The sequence below is a fragment of the Pseudomonas sp. PS01298 genome (genome assembly GCF_029959745.1).
Lineage (GTDB): Bacteria > Pseudomonadota > Gammaproteobacteria > Pseudomonadales > Pseudomonadaceae > Aquipseudomonas > Aquipseudomonas aylmerensis.
Window position 1 is genome coordinate 26,905 of the sequence record NZ_JASCPP010000052.1, and the last position, 17,429, is coordinate 44,333.

At 53.6% G+C, this 17,429-nt stretch carries 11 protein-coding genes, 1 tRNA gene and 2 pseudogenes; 8 read left to right on the top strand and 6 right to left on the bottom strand.

Annotated features, from left to right (window positions below; translation table 11 throughout):
* The first annotated feature begins 1,050 nt into the window (after window positions 1-1,050).
* The gene (locus tag QMX97_RS18585; protein WP_282397360.1) at window positions 1,051-2,853 is read left to right on the top strand and encodes a DEAD/DEAH box helicase family protein; all 1,803 of its coding nucleotides are present in this window, start codon (window positions 1,051-1,053) and stop codon (window positions 2,851-2,853) included.
* Between the two features lie 366 nt (window positions 2,854-3,219).
* Window positions 3,220-4,536, top strand: a complete 1,317-nt coding sequence (locus tag QMX97_RS18590; RefSeq protein ID WP_282397361.1) for an HNH endonuclease — start codon at window positions 3,220-3,222, stop codon at window positions 4,534-4,536.
* Here the strand turns inward: QMX97_RS18590 and QMX97_RS18595 are convergent.
* Together QMX97_RS18595 and QMX97_RS18600 are read right to left on the bottom strand one after the other, a co-directional pair.
* Window positions 4,498-5,469: a hypothetical protein gene (locus tag QMX97_RS18595; RefSeq protein WP_282397362.1), complete on the bottom strand. Its 972-nt coding sequence runs from the start codon at window positions 5,467-5,469 to the stop codon at window positions 4,498-4,500. The two genes, QMX97_RS18590 and QMX97_RS18595, sit on opposite strands and share 39 nt — an antisense overlap.
* Window positions 5,442-5,821, bottom strand: a pseudogene (locus QMX97_RS18600) (hypothetical protein); the annotation flags it as partial. The gene QMX97_RS18595 and the pseudogene QMX97_RS18600, both read right to left, overlap by 28 nt.
* Between QMX97_RS18600 and QMX97_RS18605 the strand changes: the two are divergent.
* Both QMX97_RS18605 and QMX97_RS18610 read left to right on the top strand, forming a co-directional pair.
* A pseudogene (locus tag QMX97_RS18605) lies at window positions 5,815-6,254 on the top strand (site-specific integrase); the annotation flags it as partial. The pseudogenes QMX97_RS18600 and QMX97_RS18605 overlap by 7 nt on opposite strands.
* A gap of 393 nt (window positions 6,255-6,647) precedes the next feature.
* Entirely contained in the window at window positions 6,648-7,880 is a 1,233-nt protein-coding gene (locus QMX97_RS18610) for a DUF4238 domain-containing protein (RefSeq protein ID WP_282397363.1), read from the top strand.
* Window positions 7,881-8,450: 570 nt separating this feature from the next.
* On the opposite strand, the gene QMX97_RS18615 is transcribed toward QMX97_RS18610, so the two are convergent.
* A tRNA-Ser gene (locus QMX97_RS18615) sits at window positions 8,451-8,540 on the bottom strand.
* A gap of 336 nt (window positions 8,541-8,876) precedes the next feature.
* Here QMX97_RS18615 and QMX97_RS18620 point away from each other — a divergent pair.
* From QMX97_RS18620 to QMX97_RS18630, 3 genes are all read left to right on the top strand, one after another.
* Window positions 8,877-9,569, top strand: coding sequence for a crotonase/enoyl-CoA hydratase family protein (locus QMX97_RS18620; RefSeq protein WP_201145717.1), 693 nt, complete (start codon window positions 8,877-8,879; stop codon window positions 9,567-9,569).
* Between the two features lie 211 nt (window positions 9,570-9,780).
* Window positions 9,781-10,521, top strand: coding sequence for a 1-acylglycerol-3-phosphate O-acyltransferase (locus QMX97_RS18625; protein ID WP_106802882.1), 741 nt, complete (start codon window positions 9,781-9,783; stop codon window positions 10,519-10,521).
* 127 nt (window positions 10,522-10,648) lie between these two features.
* Window positions 10,649-11,620, top strand: coding sequence for a magnesium and cobalt transport protein CorA (locus QMX97_RS18630; protein WP_065909380.1), 972 nt, complete (start codon window positions 10,649-10,651; stop codon window positions 11,618-11,620).
* Here QMX97_RS18630 and QMX97_RS18635 read toward each other — a convergent pair.
* From QMX97_RS18635 to QMX97_RS18645, 3 genes are all read right to left on the bottom strand, one after another.
* The gene (locus QMX97_RS18635) at window positions 11,617-12,342 is read right to left on the bottom strand and encodes an amidotransferase (RefSeq protein ID WP_065909379.1); all 726 of its coding nucleotides are present in this window, start codon (window positions 12,340-12,342) and stop codon (window positions 11,617-11,619) included. The two genes, QMX97_RS18630 and QMX97_RS18635, sit on opposite strands and share 4 nt — an antisense overlap.
* A gap of 94 nt (window positions 12,343-12,436) precedes the next feature.
* Entirely contained in the window at window positions 12,437-14,581 is a 2,145-nt protein-coding gene (locus QMX97_RS18640) for a 3-hydroxyacyl-CoA dehydrogenase NAD-binding domain-containing protein (RefSeq protein ID WP_282397364.1), read from the bottom strand.
* 16 nt (window positions 14,582-14,597) lie between these two features.
* Window positions 14,598-15,803 (bottom strand): acetyl-CoA C-acetyltransferase, encoded by a 1,206-nt coding sequence (locus QMX97_RS18645; protein WP_282397365.1) that lies wholly within the window; start codon window positions 15,801-15,803, stop codon window positions 14,598-14,600.
* Between the two features lie 649 nt (window positions 15,804-16,452).
* Here QMX97_RS18645 and QMX97_RS18650 point away from each other — a divergent pair.
* Window positions 16,453-17,259: a cytochrome c gene (locus QMX97_RS18650; RefSeq protein ID WP_065909373.1), complete on the top strand. Its 807-nt coding sequence runs from the start codon at window positions 16,453-16,455 to the stop codon at window positions 17,257-17,259.
* Window positions 17,260-17,429: the final 170 nt, after the last annotated feature.

Here is a 17,429-nt window from a genome sequence, read left to right on the forward strand (position 1 = left end):
GCGCGCAGGATCTGTCCCATGGCAGTCCCATGGCTTAAATGCATCAGGTTGCAGAAAACGGTCACAACAGGCGTTTTGAACGATTTATGTTGAGGCATGGGAAAAAGGTAATTTTGGTAATGAGTTGCGGAAAACCGGATAAAGCCTAATAAAATCAGGTAGTTGATATAGTTTTATAGAGGTAATAATAAGGTAAGTAAATGGTTAGAAAATTACCTTCAGTGCTAGTAATGTCAGTGAGCCGCCAAACCCAGTAAAATGGGGACTTGAACAAAATATTACCTCTCTCGTTACCTTATATTACCCTCCAAGGTAATGGCTGAAAGCCACGTCTTGTAAGGGCTCCAGCCCGTTCTGACCTACCGATTACTAAAATTACCCTTTTCCCACCCCTCGCCTGGAAAATAGCCATGCGCTAACCGTTTTGGCGTTTTTTCCCACACGCTCTTGATGGGTACTGACCGCCGGCAATTGATGGCGATGCTGTGCAATGTCTCAGAATGCCGGAAACCTAGACAGGCTGGGCCTCACAGTCGTTTTCGCGTAGGGCTCGACAGCGGCTGGTAGGCCTCTGATATGAATGGTTCCGAAAACGAAAACACCGCCTGCAACAGGTTTTCACAACCAAAGTCCCCATAAACCGGGCACCTCGTCTGCGTAACCACTCCCCTGCCGCCCTGTGACGCATATGCAAGCCCACTGCACTTTTTTGCAAAGCCTTGCACTCTGTGCAATCGCGGAACATCCCTCAGACCCCGCAGCGGGCTTGGGCAAGGGCGCCGCTTGCATCCACTACCCGTTTGCACAAAAAAGGGACACAAAGCCCGTCGGCGGGAGGGGGATAAGTGCTTTTTCTCCAAAACTTTTCATCATTACCTTCCATATTTCGGAACCTGTGTAGCTCAGCACTTGGTCGCTTCAAGAAATCAGTTGCGTATTTGTCAGCATTGGAAACATAGAACCGATTGGAAAAAAGATAGCTATTAGCTACTATCGATTGCGCCGACAGCTACGTTAGCAAACTATAAAGCACCTTCAAGGATTAGAAATATGACTGGTACATTCCAAAAATTAGCTCCCCATATAATCGGTAATACTCTGATCAGGGAACCACAACAGGAAGCTTACAAGTCGTTGCTAGCGTACGCTGCAGACTCAACTCAATCTGAAAGAGAGGTTGGGATTGTACTTCCAGTAGGGTGTGGAAAGTCTGGAACCATTACCCTCACACCCTTTGCTTTCAGCTCAAAACGAACATTAGTAATAGCACCTGGACTTTCAATCTCCGACCAACTTGAAAAAGAGTTTAACCCTACCAACCCAAAGATGTTCTATCACAAATGCAAAATCTTAACCAAAGCCCCTTACCCAGAACCCGTCGAAATTAGAGGAACGACGACGAATCGCTCAGACCTCGAAGAGGCTGACGTTGTAATAACAAACATTCAACAACTACAACGCGAAAATAATAAGTGGCTTCTGAACTTACCAGACAACTTCTTCGATTTAATAATTTTTGACGAAGGACATCATAGCGTCGCCGCAACTTGGGAAGCCCTAAAGGCAAAATTCCCTGAAGCTAAAATCGTCAATTTTAGTGCGACACCCCTTCGAGCTGACGGCCAAATGATGGCGGGAAAAATAATTTACTCCTTCGCTATTTCCAAAGCAATAAAATCGGGTTTCGTGAAGCGACTCAAAGCAGTACAACTTAACCCACAAACATTACGATATGTGCGCCGCGGCGAAGCTCGAGAAATTGAAGTTACTTTAGATGAAGTAAAAAGACTTGGTGAGGAGGAGGCTGATTTTAGGCGCAGCATCGTCACCTCCGCCGAAACACTTGCTACTATCGCGGACGCCTCAATAAACGAATTAAATAGGTTGCGAACCGAAACAAATGAGGGAAGGCTAAAAATTATAGCATCAGCATTAAACTTTGAACATTGCTGCCAAGTAGTTGAAGCTTATAGATCGCGCGGACTCAAAGCGGATTATGTTCATTCCAAACAAGATAGCGCAGCCAATACACGGGTCATGAAACTTTTGGAAAATCACGAACTTGACGTGATAGTTCAGGTTAGAAAGCTAGGCGAAGGCTTCGACCACCCCTACTTATCAGTCGCTGCTGTTTTTAGCATCTTCTCTAACTTATCTCCATTCGTACAGTTCGTCGGCAGGGTAATGCGAGTTATTGTACAAAATGCTCCGACCTCCCCTTTAAATCAAGGTACCGTTGTATTCCACGCTGGCGCAAATATAGCGAGGCAATGGACAGACTTTCAACAGTATAGCGCTGCAGACCAAGACTACTTTGATCAACTTCTTCCACTGGAGTTTGTTGAGCCCGGCAAGCCCGGTGTGGCTAGAGAATTCTCACCTAACCTCGACGAAAGCGAACCTCTAGAAGTAAAAGGTCAATCCGCTGTACATCTGGAAGAGCTTCAATTACTTGCGACCGACGAAACTGATGCAATTGAACTGCTAAAATCTCGCGGAATCATCCCTGAAAGTTTTAATCCAGCAAAAGATATATTGGAACCCGTACCAACAACTAAAGTGGCAAAGCGGCAGGCGATGCGTGCAAGTCTGGATATGAGAGTACGTAACGAGGCTGCAAAATTATTAGCACAACACGGAATCAATCCGGGCGGAAGTGAGCTAGATAGCAAGCACTTGGGGAGGCCAAATTTAATCGTAGTGAAATCTGCAATTGATAAAAAAATTAATATATCCATAGGCAAATCATCTGGAAGCAGAAGTGAATTCTCACAATTAGAACTGGATCAGATAAACTCCAACCTAGCCGAAACAATCAATTCTGCATGGAGCGAAATTTACAATGGGAACTAAATCACTAATTGAGACGGTGAGAATTGACATAGCTTTAAACTCACACAATTGTCAAGCCAACCAGGCACACCGCATCAACAAGGGTGATGTACGTTTAAAAGTTCGGGATGGTATGGGATGGGCGCACTACTGCAAGGATTGCGCATTAAAAATTATTGATAAAGATATAGCTAAACTAACAAACCTGCGAAATCTAAATCCAGAATAAATCTCCACATCTGGGGGGGGGGAGGAGCCCGCCCCCCAGAACTGGCTTGTATTATTAAAATAGTATTTATTCTAAAAAATTTTACCCCGACTATACAGATTACCGGGATCGGCCGTTACGCCCCCCTTAAATCAATCTACCAAAAAAGGACGTCTGCAGTGACCGTAAAAACTATGGAGTGCATATACTGCAAAGGTTCAGGACCATTTAATAAAGAGCATGTTTTCCCTAAAGGAATGGGCGGTGACGACCTCGACTTTTTACTTATAAATGTCGTTTGTGAAAGCTGTAATTCGAAATTCTCTAAGCTCGAAGCTTCGTTTATGAGATCCTCGCCACTTGCGCTTTCCAGACTAATAAATCAAACAGCTAGCAGAGGAAACCATAAGTCGCCTCAATTTAACACAACTACAAATTTTGTACACGACCCGGAAAGCAACTCACTTCTCGAAGCGACTTACGAAACCGGCCTTAAAGCAATTCTACTTCCGCAACTAATATTAAAAGAATCTCACTTAAGCTTCCACGCTACTAATGCCAAAGAACTAATCAAATTTATAGATAAATTAAAATCTCTTCTCGAACCATCAACCGTTGAAGTAGCAAGAAAAAAGCCAGGACCGAAACCCAATCAATTCATTATTGAGACATATACCTGGACTGATGAATCGTATATAAATACATCTTCCAGACTCCAATCCACGCAACCAAAAAATGTAATTTGGCTGGAGATTTACGAGGAAAAACAAACGCAACCGGAAAGAACACCGTTCGAAACAAGAATCTACCATCGAAAACAGGGAGAAATAGCTTTAAAATCCATTAAAGAGACAAATACGTCTAAAAACCTAAAAGATGCACGTCTATATATGCACGATGGTTTAAAAATAGAAACCGCGACAATTCGAGACATAGAAAAACCGCTAACACATGTAGAATTCACATCAAACATTTCAGAGGGCGATAGAGCTTTCGCAAAGATAGGAATAAACTTCCTCGCTCATATAATGGGGGAAGACTACGTTAGAGACCCATCCTTTGACTCAATTAAAAAGTCTATCTTAACAGGCACCCCAACTCTACCCATTACTATGCTTGTAAAAAATACGAGTAGAGCATCTGATGAAATGCTCGGAGAAGCTATAGATGGTCACCATACGCTAATGTTATGCCCTGCACCGCTCGAAAACGGCAAAACAGCTATTAGTTTTGTCGCAAAACTTTATGGCACCCACTTTGGAATCAGGTTATCTTCAGGCGTCAATTCAAACAAGTTAAAAGAACCTATTTTTCTGGAAGTCGACTACAACAACCATAAAATAAAATCTTACAACTTACTAAAATACATAGAACAATCCGATGCTCATAAAAAAACAAGAGCACATTATTTTGCACAAAAATACCCTATAAAATTGAGCGATGATTTTTTTTCTAAACTAGCTAGTCACCGCATTCATATTCACGAAAAGTTTTAGTGTAAGTGCGGCGTTAGTGTGGAAATCCGCCGCATTATTCGGGACATTCGCAGGACCATGAGTATGGCTGGCCAGTTGCAAATTCATCTGCTGCACCAAGTCGAGTAAATCACAAAGCACCTGCAGCACATTCACTCCTTCAGAACCCAGCCAGGTCTTGGGAGCAACAAACCGCTGGCTGGCCGCCGCCACGCTCTTACGCAGCCCCTGAATCTGCTCCTCCATATCGCCGCCTACGGTGGCGTTATGCTTCTGCCCCACCACCAGGTTCAAATCCCGCCCGGTAGCCTGATGCAGATCATCCACCGCCGCCAAGCTTGCGGACCCACCCGACAGCAGCTTCAACGCGCCCAGTGCCTCGATCTTCTTGATCCCACCCACCGACTCGGTTGAATGGTCGTCCACTGTCCTGGTATGGCTCTGGAAGCTCTCAATGTTCTGCATTGCCTCCACTTCCCGTTCGATCGCCTTGTCCTGGATCTTGCCGTCCGTTTGGCGCAGCCAGTTGCCGTCGGCGTCGACGCGTTGCTGGCAGGCTTCACTGTGCTGCCACACCTGATCGCCCTTCGGCACCCGGGGTAGGCTCAGGCCGTGGGGCAGGATCTGCGTGATGAAGGGCTTGTGTGGCAGGCCGTAGGCAAAGCTGACCACCACGGTGGTGCCCTCTTCCGGGAAGCCGAACATGCCCGCCTCTTGCCCGCCCATGGGTGCCGGCAGTGGTAGGCCGGTCAGGATCGGCAGCGCGGGATCTGGCTCGCCATCGGGCAGGAGCACTTCCACGTCGACGCCAAAGCGCGGACGGAAGTCGTCGCACAGACCAGGTGCGGCCGGTGCATCGGGCACGGCCACCACCCGGCCAAAGCGTGGCAGGTGATAGCCGCCGGTGAGTTCGGGAAATTGCCGTTCTACGCTGCGACGGATTGCGTCATCCATTTGATCGCCATTTGATTGCCGGCAAGGGTCACGCTGATGATCCTCTCGCCCTGGTGATGGTTGCACCTGGGCGCAGTCCTGGAAGGGCCGCGATCATTGCGCTCTGGTTGCCTTGGTAGCCGCCGAACAGTTCGACCGGCAGCTGCAGCGGCAAGCGGATGCCAAAGAAACTGTCGGCCCAACTGCCCACAAACACCTCGCCGTCGCCCTGCTGCTGCCAGATAAAGTCGGGAATGCTGAACACGCTGGCCAGACTGTCCATAGCCAGATAGCCGGCAGTCAGGCTGTAGAAATACGGCGCCTTGACCTTGGCATATGCCTTTTCCGGCTCGCGAAAGCGCAGACCGGTCCCGGCGCTCGATGCGCAAGGTTCGCCTGTTGGCGCCTGCGTGGGATGCCCTGCGCAAGGTCGATGCGCTAACGCGAAAGCGAAAAGCGGAAACCGTGGACATTGTTGAGCGGGACAACAAGACCGTACGCCAGCACACGCTGCATTTCGTATTTTTGAACACGAAAGCGGCCTCTCGCACCCCAACGATTTTGTTGTGAGCGATCGCTTTTTTAAGGCTCATTTGCTCGCCGCCGGCGTTCGCTATCTGGGGCCTGGCCAATGCCGGCACACCTACGCAAGTCAGTTGCTGACGACGGGTATTGCGTCAATCGATTGGATCGCCGAACAGATGGGGCCTACCAACGGCAATATTATCCGCCAGCACTATGGGACTTGGATCAATGAGGACGGGCCAGACGTGGTGGGAATGCTGAAACTGGCACTCAAACTCTAACCAGTTGAGGTGGGATTGGTATACCAGATCCTACCGGATCTGGTCTCCACGCTCACAAAAAAAGGCTTCCACACCTGGCTTCGGTGTGGGGGCCTTTTTTACATAAGCGGCGATATAGGTATATCGACGCTACACAACACTCTTGTGCGTGGCAACTTGAACGTCTTCTTGCCGATTAGCTGCCAAGATGGCCTGCAAACGGCCACACGCAGGCCGCCGAACCTTAATTCTCCGTACGCTGCTGCGGATAGTGTTTGTTGCTGCTGTCCGAAAATGCCATTTTGAGAAATTCACTCTTTACGGTGCAAAAGAAAAATTTTCTGATGCGTAAAAACTAAGTCTATAGTGTGAGTAGGGAGAACTTACTATGCTGCAGGCTTTCAAGGGGGCATCGTGGCAACTAAAGAATATCGTAACAATCATTACGTTCCTGAGTGGTACCAGAAAAAGTTTTTATCCGCAGACGGCGGCGAGGCTAAATTTTATTACCTTGACTTAAAGCCCGAAACAATTACTACAGCAAATGGCACACGATATAAGCGCAAGGACATGATGCGCTGGGGCCCCGATAGCTGTTTCAAAATAGAAGATCTTTATACAACAAAACTAGGCAACTTCGAATCAACAGAAATCGAAGAAAAGTTTTTTGGACAAATTGATACTGAAGGGCACAAAGCTGTTGAGTACTTTTCTAAATTCCAGCATCCTGATGTAGATCCTCAGTCTTTTCACAATCTACTACTTTATATGAGCACTCAAAAACTCAGAACTCCAAAGGGCTTGAAGTATTTGGCATCTAAAACACAGTCACGTGACAAAAATGAATTATTATTTATGCTACAGAAACTACAGAGTTATTTTTGTGCGTTATGGACTGAATGTGTTTGGCAATTGGCTGACTGTAAGAGTACGGATACAAAACTAATCCTGTCAGATCACCCCGTTACCGTATACAACAAAGGTTGTTTCCCTCAATCTGCATTGGCGAAAAAGGTAGGTGATCCTGAGGTTTGGCTGAACGGCACTCACACATACTTTCCCTTGTCGGAAGAACGCGTCCTGATTCTAACTAACCTGTCTTGGGTCAGGTGTCCGTACGGAAACCCTATGAAAGAGCGGCCAAACCCAAAGCTATTTCGAACGGCAATGTTTAACTTCACGAGCATTCAAACTCATAGAGAACTCACAGAGTTAGAAGTACTCCAAATTAACTACATAACAAAAATTCGAGCTGAGCGGTACGTTGCGGCACGAGAAAAGGAATGGCTATATCCTGAAAAAAAGGTGACACCTTCTCTATGGCCACAACTAGGGGATAGTTATTTATTAATGCCTGACCCGCGATCCGTAACATATTCTACCTCTACGATGGTTGGTTATGAAAATGGTCGATCAGAGACAATGGATGAATACGGTAGACGACCTGGACAGAAAGGTTATAGCGGTGAGAGCAATAATAGAAAAGACTGGAACAGTTTCTTAGCTTTTCAAGGTGAATACGCTAGACGATTTGGCCCGAAACGGCGCGGTCGATCATTCGAATTGAATAGAATTTCAAGCGAAGAGGACTCTGATGACTATCATGCGTACCATCTGGGTTTAGAGAGAACACACAGAAAACGTTAAAAACGAGGTCAGGGGTTAGCGTTTAAATAATGTGGCGATCAAGAACAGACTCCACAATAGAGCGCGTTATATCGTTTTATAATATTCCTTAACTTTATTCGCTCAAAATTTCACGGAGGCGCCTCTCAAGTGCTCCTCTGAACAAGATTCGTAGATTGTCTGCATCGAGCTTTGAAATGGTCTCTTCAAGGTGAAGCTTAAAAATCAGGTCATGGGTGCAAGCCTCACGCCTCCGCGCTTCAAGTGCGGTGGGTGAGCAAGCAATCCCAGCGAGGAAATGAGTCGACACGCTACTCGCGGGATGAATATCGCTCTTGGCAACAGACATGACTTCCTACCTGGTTCTCAAACGATTGAAGACACGCTTACGAATCTGCGCCCTTCTCTAAGGAGTAGTGGGTCTAACACTAAGTTCATAACGGAACTAAGTGCACCCGTCTCGCGAGTAAAAAAACGCACCAAAAAGACGCGCCAGTCCCATGGTGGTCCCATGGGGCCATTTTTTAGACGCCAAAAACCACAAACCCCCGACTTTCTCTAGGAAAATCAGGGGTTTGTGTTTACTTAATGTGGCGGTGAAGGAGAGATTCGAACTCTCGATACAATTTCTTGTATACACACTTTCCAGGCGTGCTCCTTAAGCCACTCGGACACTTCACCGTATCTCGTCAAACCAGTTCAGTCTGTCGAGGCGCGCTAATGTAGTCGAAAGCCTTTCTGATGGCAAAGGTTTTTTTCAGAATTTTCATGCGGTTAGACCGCTATACCGGGAGGTGCCCGGCAAGGGGTGGTGATTCTGCCATTCTTGGGCATGGGCAGCACGTGTCTGGAACGGCGATTGCGCCCTGCCCTAGGCTATTGGGCGACCGGCATGCCGGAAAAGTCTGACTGGGTAGTCAGTCACGGCGCTTTACCGGGGCGGGCGTGGTGGGTAACGTCTGTGCATACGCTTCTATAAACAGCCTATCTATAACAAGTCCTACAAGGAACCGCGTCATGAGTGAGTTGATTGCTTACCACCTCGAAGACGGTATCGCGACCCTGACCTTGAGCAACGGCAAGGTGAATGCCATTTCTCCCGATGTGGTCAGTGCGTTTAATACAGCGCTGGACCAGGCCGAGAAGGACCGCGCGGTGGTGATCATCACCGGGACGCCGGGGATTTTGTCGGGTGGTTATGATTTGAAAGTGATGACGGCCGGCCCTAAAGAGGCAATCGGCCTGGTGACGTCGGGCTCGACGTTGGCCCGTCGCCTGTTGTCGCACCCGTTTCCGGTGATTGTGGCGTGCCCTGGGCATGCCGTCGCCAAGGGCGCATTCCTGTTGTTGTCGGCGGATTATCGGATTGGTGTGGAAGGCCCGTTCAGCATTGGCCTGAATGAAGTGGCGATTGGCATGACCATGCACCACGCCGGGATCGAGTTAGCGCGGGATCGCCTGCGCAAATCCGCGTTTCACCGTTCGGTGATCAATGCCGAGATGTTCGACCCGCAAGGCGCCTTGGGCGCAGGCTTCCTCGACAAGGTGGTCGCACCGCAAGAGCTGCATGCTGCAGCGCTGGAAGCGGCCCGCCAGTTGAAGAAGCTGAATATGAACGCCCACAAACACACCAAGTTGAAGGTGCGCAAGGCGCTGCTGGAAGCGCTGGACGATGCGATCATCCAGGACCAGGGCCATATCCTTAGCTAAAGCCTGCAGCCGCATAAGAAAGCCCGACCTTGAGTCGGGCTTTTTCTTACAGATAAATTCGAATCATCCTCAGCCGCTCTAGCCTGCCGATGTCAGCAGATGTTGAAACATGTACTTAAACATCGCCTATCTCCTCCCTCTACAGGGGTAATTGCCGAATACAGTGCACAACCGTACACTGCGCCACCTTTTGTCCCGATGGGCTGTTTCGATGCTTTTTCTGTTGCGTATGTTGTTGATGGGCCTGCACTTTATGGTCGCCGGCGTGCTGGGCGTGCTGATCGGTGTCTGTCGGCCGTTCAACCCGGATAACAGCCGTTTATGTGCTCGCCTCTACGCGCTGCCGGCCATGTGGATCCTGCGCCTGAATGTGAAGGCCGACGTGGACTCGCTGCGCAACAAGCCCGGTACGTGCGTGATCATTGCCAACCACCAGTCCAACTACGACCTGTTTGTGTTCGGCACCGTGGTGCCGCACCGCACGGTGTGTATCGCCAAGAAAAGCCTCAAGTGGGTGCCGCTGTTCGGCCAGCTGTTCTGGCTGGCGGGCAATGTGCTGATTGATCGCGGCAACGCGCACAAGGCGCGCCGCGCGATGCTTACCACTACACACACCTTGCAGCATGAGGACACGTCGATCTGGGTGTTTCCGGAAGGCACGCGCAACCTGGGCAAAGGCCTGTTGCCGTTCAAGAAAGGTGCGTTCCATATGGCGATTGCCGCCGGTGTACCGATCGTGCAGGTGTGCGTGAGCAATTACGTCACCCACATGCAGCTCAATCGCTGGAACAGCGGTGATGTACTCATACGCTCGCTGCCGCCAATTCCTACGACAGGCCTGACTGCAGACGACATCCCGCAGTTGATGCAGGCCTGCCAGGCGCAGATGGATGAATGCATCGCCGGAATGGACCGCGAACTGCAAACCGCCTGGACACCCGCGCCTCTGTAATTCTGTGGGGCCACCCGCCCCCCCTATGCTGCGGATAAAAAAGCACGCTGCGGCCACGGCCACAAGGGAACGCCATTCAGGCTAAGCTGCCCAACACCTGTCCTCCCAATAAGAAGTGATCAGTATCATGGGTAGAGTTGTTGCGGCCGCTGTCTACAGCGCCGGAAAGAAAGTCACTGACATCACTCTCGACGAAGGCGCGGCCTGGGCCGCCAAACCCGACCACTTTGTGTGGATCGGCCTGGAAGAGCCCAGCGCACAGGAGCTGGCCAACCTGCAACGCCAGTTCAACCTGCATGAATTGGCCATCGAAGACGCCCTGGAAAAACACAGCCGCCCCAAGCTGGAAACCTTCGGCGATGCGCTGTTTATCGTCACTTATTCACCGGTGCGCGACAACGGCAAGCTGGAGTTTATCGAGACACATATTTTTGCCGGCAACGGCTACATCATTACCGCACGCAACGGCCACTCGGCGTCCTACGGTTATGTGCGCCAGCGCTGTGAGGCGCGGCCGCTGTTGCTGGAGCATGGGGAAGATTTCGTCCTCTATGCACTGCTCGATTTCGTCACCGAAAACTACCAGCCCGTGAGCGAGGCGATCCATGCCGAGATCGATGAGCTGGAGCGCAATGTGCTGTGCAACTCCCTCAGTGAAGTCGATATCCAGAACCTCCACGGCCTGCGCCGCGACGTGCTGCGGCTCAAGCGCTACGTGGCGCCGATGGTGGAGATCAGCCAGGAGCTGCAGAAGCTGAGCTTCCCGTTTATCGACAAGAATATGCGCCCGTATTTTCGTGATGTGCAGATCCACGTGACGCGGCAGATGGAAGATCTCACCACCCTGCGCGACATCGCCAGCCAGACCATTGAAATCGGGGTGTTGCTGGAGGCGTCGCGTCAAAGCGTGGTGCAGCGCAAATTCGCCGCGTGGGCGGCGATTCTCGCGTTCCCCACCGCGGTGGCGGGGATTTACGGAATGAACTTCCAGAACATGCCCGAGCTGCAATGGCACTACGGCTATTTTGCCGTGCTCGGGTTTATCGCGGTGGGCTGTACCAGCCTGTGGGCCAGTTTCAAGCGCTCGGGCTGGCTTTAAACCCGGGCCTCGGGCTTGTGCGCCACAAAGCGCATCATCCATTCCGCCACGGTCACGCCGTGGTGGTCACGCTCCAGGCTGGACACACCGTTGGTGTAGACCTTTTCGCCCAGGGTCGTCTGAAGAATCTCCAGCAATTCGCGGGAATAGTCGTGGATAAACTCCGGGTGGCCTTGGAAGCACAGCACCTGGTCACCGATGTGGTACGCGGCGAACGGGCAAAAATCGCTGGAGGCAATGACCGTGGCGTTGTCCGGCAACGTGGTGACCTGGTCCTGATGGCTGATCAATAGCGTCAGCTCTTCCACTTCAGGGCTCATCCACGGCGCCTTGGCATCGAGTTTGTAGTCGTGGATGCCCATGCCCCAGCCCTGGCCGGCACGCTCGGTCTTGCCGCCCAGCAGCAGCGCCAGCAATTGGTGGCCGAAGCAAATGCCGAGCAACTTGTCGCCACGCTCGTAGCGTTCGAGCAGGTACGTCTTGAGGGTCTGGATCCACGGGTCGGTACCGAAGGAGTCGGCCTTGCTGCCGGTCACCAGATAGGCGTCAAACACTTCATCGTCCGCGGGGTATTCGCCCTGCACCACGTTGTACACGACGAACTCGGCGGGAATCGGCTGCTTGGAGAACAGGCGCTTGAACATCTGCCCGTACCCTTGGTATTGATCGATCAAGCCTGGACGCAGGATATCGGTTTCCAGGATACAGACGCGTAGCGACATAAAAAATACCTGACACGGTGATGGGAATAATGCACACCCCAGAGCCTGCCTTGAAATACCCTGACAAGGCAAGCCCCGCGCATATCCAAAACCGTCAGAACGTCGCGTTCTGTGCCGCTTTCTCCAGCAACAACGCCGGCGGCGAGAACCGCTCGCCATATTGCTCGGCCAGATAACGGGCGCGGGCGACAAAGTCGTTCAGGCCGTACTGGTTGATAAACTGCAACGCGCCACCGCTCCAGGCCGCAAAGCCGATGCCGAAAATCGACCCGATGTTGGCGTCGGCGGTGGACAGCAACACGCCCTCCTCCACGCAACGCACGGTTTCGATAGCCTGGATAAACAGCAAACGGTCGCGTACATCCTGTGCCGAAATCCGTTGCCCGGGCTGTTCAAAGCGGCTTTTCAATTCCGGCCAGAGATACTTCTGCCCGCCCGCCGGATACTCGTAAAAACCGCCCCCCGCCGCTTTGCCCACGCGCTTGTACTCGTTCACCAACAGGTCAATCACCACCGTCGCCGGATGGCTCGGCACGCTTTTACCTTCCGCCTGCAGATCCTTGGCCGCCTGCTGTCGGATATGGCTCATCAAGCTGAGAGACACTTCGTCAGACACCGCCAACGGCCCCACCGGCATCCCCGCCTTGCGCGCCTCGGTCTCGATCATCGCGGCGGCCACCCCTTCGCCGAGCATGGCAATGCCTTCATTCGTGAAAGTGCCGAACACCCGCGAGGTGAAAAAGCCGCGACTGTCGTTGACCACAATCGGGGTCTTCTTGATCTGCAGTACGAAATCAAACCCCCGGGCCAGGGTTTCGTCCGAGGTGTGCGCGCCCTTGATGATTTCTACCAAGGGCATCTTGTCCACCGGGCTGAAGAAATGCAGGCCGACAAACTTGCCTGGGTCGGGCACCGCCGTGGCCAGGCCGCTGATGGGCAAGGTCGAGGTGTTGGAGGCGATCACCGCTTCGGCACCGACGACTTGCTGAGCAGCCGCAGAGACCCTGGCCTTGAGTTCGCGGTCTTCGAACACGGCTTCGATAATCAGGTCGCAACCGGCCAGGTCGGCGTCATCCTGCGTAGGATGAATGCGCGCGAGGGTGCTTTCGCGCTGATCCGGGGTCAGTTGCCCACGGCTGACCTTCTTGTCCAATAACTCCGCCGAGTGCGCCTTGCCCTTGTCGGCCGCCGCCTGGTTGATGTCCTTGAGCACCACCTCAATGCCGGCGCAGGCACTGACATAGGCGATGCCTGCGCCCATCATCCCGGCGCCGAGCACGCCGACTTTGCGCGTCACGTAAGGCGCAAAGCCCTCGGGTCGGGAACGGCCGGCGTTGATCTCATTGAGCTGGAACCAGAAGGTGCCGATCATGTTTTTCGCCACCTGCCCGGTGACCAGCTCGGTGAAATAGCGGGTTTCGATCAGGTGCGCGGTGTCGAAATCCACCTGGGCGCCCTCGACGGCGGCGCAGAGGATTTTCTCCGGGGCAGGGAAGCAGCCCTGGGTCTTACTGCGCAAAATCGACGGCGCTATTGCCAGCATCTGCGCAACCTTGGGGTTCGACGGCGTGCCGCCTGGAAGCTGATAGCCCTTGGTGTCCCACGGCTGCCTGGCCTCTGGATTAGCCAGAATCCACGCGCGGGATTTGGCCAGCAGCTCATCGCGGTTCAGCGCCAGCGCCTGGATCAAACCAGCCTGCAGCGCCTGTTGTGGGCGGACTTTCTTGCCTTCCAGCAGATACGGCAGGGCTTTTTCCAGGCCGAGCATGCGCACCATGCGCACCACCCCGCCGCCGCCCGGCAGCAGGCCGAGAGTCACCTCCGGCAAGCCGAGCTGCACCGATTTGTCATCCAGCGCGACGCGGTAGTGGCACGCCAGGCAAATCTCCCAGCCGCCGCCCAACGCGGCGCCATTGATCGCGGCGACCAGCGGTTTGCCCAGGGTTTCCAGGCGTCGCAGTTGCGCCTTCAGCACCCGCACGCCGTCGTAGAAATCCTTGGCGTGGGCCTTGTCGACCTTGATCAGTTCATTGAGGTCGCCGCCGGCAAAAAAGGTTTTCTTCGCCGAGGTGATGATCACACCGGCAATCTGCTCCTTTTCCGCTTCCAGGCGCGTGACGGTGGCCGCCATGGCCTCGCGATACACGCCGTTCATGGTGTTGGCACTCTGGCCGGGCATGTCGAGGGTCAGCACCACGATCTGGTCTTGGCCTTTTTCGTAACGAATGGCTTCGGTCATGACAAATTCCTTCGGCTCAGAGGCGTTCGATAATGGTGGCGATGCCCATGCCACCGCCCACGCACAGGGTGGCCAGGCCGTAACGTTGCTGGCGCGCCTCCAGTTCGTCGAGCAGGGTGCCGAGGATCGCGCAACCGGTGGCGCCCAGCGGATGGCCCATGGCGATGGAGCCGCCGTTGACGTTGACCCGTGCGGGGTCGATGCGCATGTCCTTGATGAACTTGAGCACGACAGACGCAAACGCTTCGTTGACTTCAAACAGGTCGATGTCTTCAACGCGCAAACCCGCCTTGGCCAGGGCCTTGCGGGTAGCCGGCGCCGGGCCGGTGAGCATGATGGTCGGATCGGTGCTGGTCACCGCCGTGGCGACGATTCGCGCCCGCGGTTGCAGGTCCAGCTCGCGCCCCTTGGCCTCGGAGCCGATCAACATCAGCGCAGCGCCGTCGACAATCCCGGAGCTATTGCCCGGCGTGTGTACATGGTGAATGCGTTCTACATGGCTGTAGACCCGCAGCGCGGTGGCGTCGAAGCCCATCTGGCCCATCATTTCGAAGCTGGGCTTGAGCTTGCCGAGGCCTTCGAGGGTGGAGTCACCGCGGATAAATTCATCCTGGTCGAGCAGCACAATGCCGTTCTGGTCCTGCACTGCGATCAGCGACTTGCTGAAGGAACCGTCAGCGCGCGCCCTGGCTGCTTTCTGCTGGGACTGCAGGGCAAAGGTATCGACGTCCTCGCGCGTGAAGCCCTCAAGGGTGGCAATCAGGTCGGCGCCAATGCCCTGGGGCGTGAAGTGGCTGTGCATATTGGTGTGCGGATCAAGTACCCAGGCGCCGCCATCACTGCCCATGGGCACGCGGGACATGGACTCGACGCCGCCGACCACCACCAGGTCCTCAAAGCCGGAACGCACTTTCATCGCGCCGAGGTTGACCGCTTCCAGGCCCGAGGCGCAGAAGCGGTTGACCTGCACGCCGGCGACGCTGACGGCCCAGTCCGCGACGAGCGCGGCGGTCTTGGCGATGTCCGCGCCCTGGTCCCCCACGGGCGTGACGCAGCCGAGCACGATGTCATCCACCTGGTGCGTGTCGAGGTCGCTGCGTTGCGCCAGCGCTGTCAGCAGACCGGCCACCAGGTCGACCGGTTTGACACTGTGCAAGGCACCATCGGCCTTGCCTTTGCCCCGGGGCGTGCGTATCGCATCAAAGATCAAAGCTTGGGTCATGACATCCTCGAACCGCTGTGCATGTGTGCCCCTACCTTAGGCCCGATTGACACGGTTTCAATGACGGATGCGCTCATTGCTTTTGACCACCACGCTCGGACGAACGGTAGGCTTACGCGCGTATTGCTTGATTAATCGTTTTAGCTGTCTAGCCAAGGCATTGGCGCCAAGATGGCGATAGGCCTCATAGCGTTTTAAGCTGAAATCCTGATTAGCTGATATTAAATGGATCTAAGCCACGCAGAACGAGGGCTCTAAGGTTCAATCAGTAGGAAGTTGCTGCCGGGTTTTGCTGGAGCAACTGTAAGAAAAGCGACACGTCATAACGGCATAGTAGATTTTACCGGCACGCATTTGACGCTCAGGAATAACAACAAAAGGCAGTCAGCCATGTTCAAACATTCGAAAGTACGTCAGGCGGGACTCATTCTTTTCGCCACCACACTGATTCTGATCCTGCCCAACCTGACCAAGGTCATTGGGTGACCACTCACTCGCCACATTCCGTGCATACACAGCACCAGGACTGCAGTTTTTGGCAGCACCTGCCGGGACATTGCGTATAGCGGTCCTGCTGCAGGCGCTGCCGTTTTGCGTGCGAATTTGCGCTATCGTGAGCCCCATCGTCCCCTCGCATCGGGCTTATCCGTTGAAACTCATCCTCGCCCTTCTCGCCTTGTTCATTGCCGTACCTGCCACGGCAGCCTCGTTGAGCATCGAACTCGACCACACGCGCAAGACCTGGCAGACCGCCGACCTGCTCAAGCATCCGGACGCGCAGACCGTGCAGATCGTCGACGACGTGTCCTACAAGCGCAATATGACTTATCGCGCGGTACCGCTGGCCGTGCTCCTACCGGGTCTCACGCCTGAAGCTCATCTGCAAGCCGTTGCCCTGGATGGGTTTGCCGCCGAACTGGCGGCGGCGCCGTTGCTGCAAACTCGCGGCGCCCGCGCCTGGCTGGCCGTGGAAGACCCGGCTCACCCCTGGCCCGCGCTGGCCGACGGCAAGCCGAGTGCGGGGCCGTTCTACCTGGTGTGGACCGATCCGCAAGCCGGGCATATCAGCCCTGAGCAGTGGCCATTCCAGATCTCCACGATCAAACAGTTGAAGACGGTGGCCGAGCGCTTCCCCGCGCTGTTGCCCGACCCGGCGCTGGCCGCGAATGATCCGGTCAATCAGGGCTTCGCGTTGTTCCAGAAAAACTGCCTGGCCTGCCATCGCCTCAATGGCGCCGGCGATGCGCAGGTGGGGCCGGACCTGAATATTCCCTACAACCCCACCGAGTATTTCGGCGCCGATTTCCTCAAGCGTTATATCCGCGACCCGCAGAGCCTGCGGCATTGGCCACAGGCAAAGATGCCAGCATTCGCCGCCAGCGTGTTGCCAGACAGCGAGTTGGATTTATTGGTGGGTTATTTGAAGCATATGGCGGGGCGTAAGCAGCAGCCGTGAATGCTGGGTGATGGGTAGGTGGGCTTGTTCTGGCAACTGAGATTGTTGTGTCAACCTAGCTTGTTGTGGCGAGCGGGCTTGCCCCGCGTTGGGCTGCGCAGCAGCCCCGATAAAGCAGAATGCATTGTGTCAGGCACTCCTCAGTGCAGGGTTTTAGGGCTGCTGCGCAG